This window comes from Tropicimonas sp. IMCC6043 (assembly GCF_004146235.1).
Classification (GTDB): Bacteria; Pseudomonadota; Alphaproteobacteria; order Rhodobacterales; family Rhodobacteraceae; genus Tropicimonas.
Window position 1 is genome coordinate 1 of record NZ_SELO01000270.1, and the last position, 252, is coordinate 252.

Sequence of the window (252 nt, forward strand, 5' to 3'; positions counted from 1 at the left end):
TGCTACGGCCCAGAGTTCGTGGCCAAAGACGTGCGAGAGTGGATAGAGGCCGTCGGGGCCAAGACCGCTTTCATCGAGCCAGGATCTCCCTGGGAGAACGGCTATGTTGAAAGCTTCAACGCCCGGAGCCGCCCTTTTTTCGGTTGCTTCGGTGGCACCTTCAGCCCCTCTCGCCGCCATAGACGTTCGACACGGCCATCGCTGACCTGCCAGCCTGCGTCTCTCAGCAGCACGGCCACACGCCTGTAGCCG

At 62.7% G+C, this 252-nt stretch carries 2 pseudogenes; one reads left to right on the plus strand and one right to left on the minus strand.

From position 1 onward, the window contains the following. Positions 1 to 132: pseudogene (locus EU800_RS26615) on the plus strand (integrase core domain-containing protein); the annotation flags it as partial. Here EU800_RS26615 and EU800_RS26620 read toward each other — a convergent pair. Beyond that, positions 126 to 252, minus strand: a pseudogene (locus EU800_RS26620) (IS3 family transposase); the annotation flags it as partial. The pseudogenes EU800_RS26615 and EU800_RS26620 overlap by 7 nt on opposite strands.